The 2,592-nt window shown below is 73.3% G+C and carries 2 protein-coding genes; both read right to left on the bottom strand.

What is annotated here, in order from left to right; translation table 11 throughout:
* Nucleotides 1–33: 33 nt before the first annotated feature.
* A complete protein-coding gene (locus tag G5C60_RS50345) occupies nucleotides 34–1,473 on the bottom strand; it encodes a carboxyl transferase domain-containing protein (protein ID WP_420907494.1) in 1,440 nt (479 codons plus the stop codon).
* 43 nt (nucleotides 1,474–1,516) lie between these two features.
* Nucleotides 1,517–2,592 (bottom strand): AMP-binding protein (locus G5C60_RS50340; RefSeq protein WP_165270975.1); only part of this gene is annotated, 1,076 nt, incomplete at its 5' end.

Below are 2,592 nucleotides of genomic sequence, written 5' to 3'. Positions count from 1 at the left end.
GTGCGGCTGAACGGGGGTTTCTGCGTGCCGTGGTCATGGGGCCGGGGTGGAGGGCGACGCGGTGATGCCCCGCACGATCCCCAGCTCGACCAGGTCCTGCGGGCGCACTCGGAGTTGGTCGGCCATGGTGCTCACCTGGTCGTCGGGGCGTTTCAGGATTGCCGCCGCCATTTCCGGAGCGATCACCGAGAAGTAGCTGTCCGGCGTGGCCCAGGTGTTGCCGGGAGCCGCCAGTGCCAGGGCGCCGCCCGAGCCGCCCTCGCCGATCAGCAGCGTGGTCACCGGCACGGTTGCTTCGGTCACCGCGGTGAACAGGTCCGCGATGGCCGCACCCACGCCCTGCCGTTCCGCCTCCGCGTCGTTGGCCGCGCCCGGGGTGTCCACCAGCGTCAGTACGGGGATGCCGAGCCGGTCCGCCAGGCGGATCAGGCGGGTGGCCGTGCGGTAGCCGGCGGGACGGGTGGCGGTGCCGGTCTGGGCCGCGTACGCGACCGTACGGCCGTCCTGCGCCCGTATGCCGAAGCCGCAGAGCATCCCGGCGTCGGTTCCGCCGCAGCGGTCACCGCTGATCGCCGCGCGGCGAGTGAAGCAGGCGTCCAGGTAGGCGGTGGCGCGGGGGCGTCGGGGGGAGCGGGCGTTGCGTACGGCTTCCCAGCCGGTGGCCGGGAGGTCGGTGTCGCCCAGGGCCGGTGGAGGTGGCGCGGCGGAGAGGGACGTGGGCCGGGACGAGGGCGACCCGTCTCCGGCGTCGCCGCCGGTCAGCAGGCGCAGCCAGAGCGCCAGTACCCCCGGCAGCTCCTCCGGAGGAACCACCGCGTCGATCGAACCCGCCGCCAGCTGCGCCTCCGCCGTGTACGCCGCCGGGTCCGCGTCCGGCGGCCGGACCCGGGAACCCGCGAAGCCCACCTGGGCACCCGGGAGCGCGAGGATCACGTCGGCGCCCGCGCCCAGCGTGGCCCAGCCGCCGCCCGTCGTCGGGTCCCGCAGGACCGCGAGCTGCGGCAGCCCCGCCTGCCGGGTGAGCGCCGACTGCCGTGCCACGCGCTGGAGTTGGACCAACGCGCGCATGCCCTCCTGCATCCGGCTGCCGCCCGTCGCGATCAGGGAGACGACCGGGAGGCGGTGCTCACGCGCGTACGTGTGCGCCGCCTTAAGGCGGTCCCCGGTGCGCTCGCCCAGCGACCCGCCCAGGAAGCCGAACTCGAACGAGATCAGCACGGCGTGAGTCGTGCCCACCGTCGCCGTGCCGCAGACGACGGACTCCTTCTCCCCGGTGCGCTCGGCGGCGCGGGCGCGTGAGGCGTCGTAACCCTGCCAGGCCAGGGGGCCGTCGGGTGCGTACTCGCCCACCGGGGCCGGGAGTTCGGTGAAGCCGTCGGAGACGAGACCGATCGCCTCGCGGGCCGTGGATCGCCGGCCGTCAGGCATCGAGCTGTCGGACATCGAGCCGTCGGACCTCGGGCTGTCGGACATGGAACCGTCAGAGTCGGACATGGAACCGTCGGGCATGGGGCCGTCAGACATTGGGCAGCGCGCGCTTCATGATCTTGCCCATGTCGTTGCGAGGCAGGGCGTCCAGGTGGCGGACAGTCCGCGGCCGTTTGTGGGGCGCGAGGCGGCGGGCCACATGGTCGGCCAACTCCTCGGCCGATGGGGGAGATTGAGGGTCGGCCGGAACGATCCACGCCACGATCCGTTCGCCGAGGTCGGCGTCGGGCTCACCGGTGACCGCGGCCTCGCGCACGCCCGGATGCTCCAGGAGCGCGTTCTCGATCTCGCCCGCGCCGATCTTGTAGCCGCCGCTCTTGATGAGGTCGGTGGCCTTGCGGCCGACGATGCGTACGTAGCCGTCGGGGTCGCGCACGGCCATGTCCCCGGTCCGGAACCAGCCGTCCTCCGTGAACGCCTCGGCCGTCGCGTCGGGACGGTTCAGATACTCGGTGAAGAGGTTGGGCCCGCGGACCTGGATCTCACCGACGGTCTCGCCGTCGTACGCCTCGACGGCCGTCACCCCGTCCTCCTCCGTCAGCCGCAGCTCGACGCCGGGCAGCGGGACGCCGACCGTGCCGGCGCGCGGCTCGCCGTCCGCGCGGACGCTGGTGTTCATCAGGGTCTCCGTCATCCCGTACCGCTCGATGACCCGTCGCCCGGTCGCCGCCGCGATCCGTTCGTGGTCGTGCACGGGGAGGGCCGCCGAACCCGACACCAGCAGCCGCGCCCTGGCCAGGGACTTCGCGAGGGCCGGGTCGTCGGGCAGCGACTCCGCGATCCGGTGGTACATCGTCGGCACCCCGAACAGCATGGTGGCGCCCTCGCTCAACTCCCTTGCCACACCTGCCGTTTCGAACCTGCCGAGATGCCGTACGGATCCCCCGCGGCGCAGCGGGCCGAGGATCCCGAGGATCAGGCCGTGTACGTGGAAGAGGGGGAGGCCGTGCACGAGTACGTCGTCGCCGGTCCACTGCCAGGCGTCCGCGAGGGCGTCCAGGGTGGCGGCGATGGCCCGGCGGGGGATGACGGCGCCCTTGGGCGGGCCGGTGGTGCCGGAGGTGTAGACGATCAGGGCGGGGGCTTCGGGGCTGGCATCAGCAG

This window comes from Streptomyces scabichelini (assembly GCF_011045015.1).
In the GTDB taxonomy this organism is placed as follows: Bacteria; Actinomycetota; Actinomycetes; order Streptomycetales; family Streptomycetaceae; genus Streptomyces; species Streptomyces scabichelini.
The sequence above is the reverse complement of the archived record's forward strand: the minus strand, read 5'-3'. Positions and strand labels throughout refer to the sequence as shown.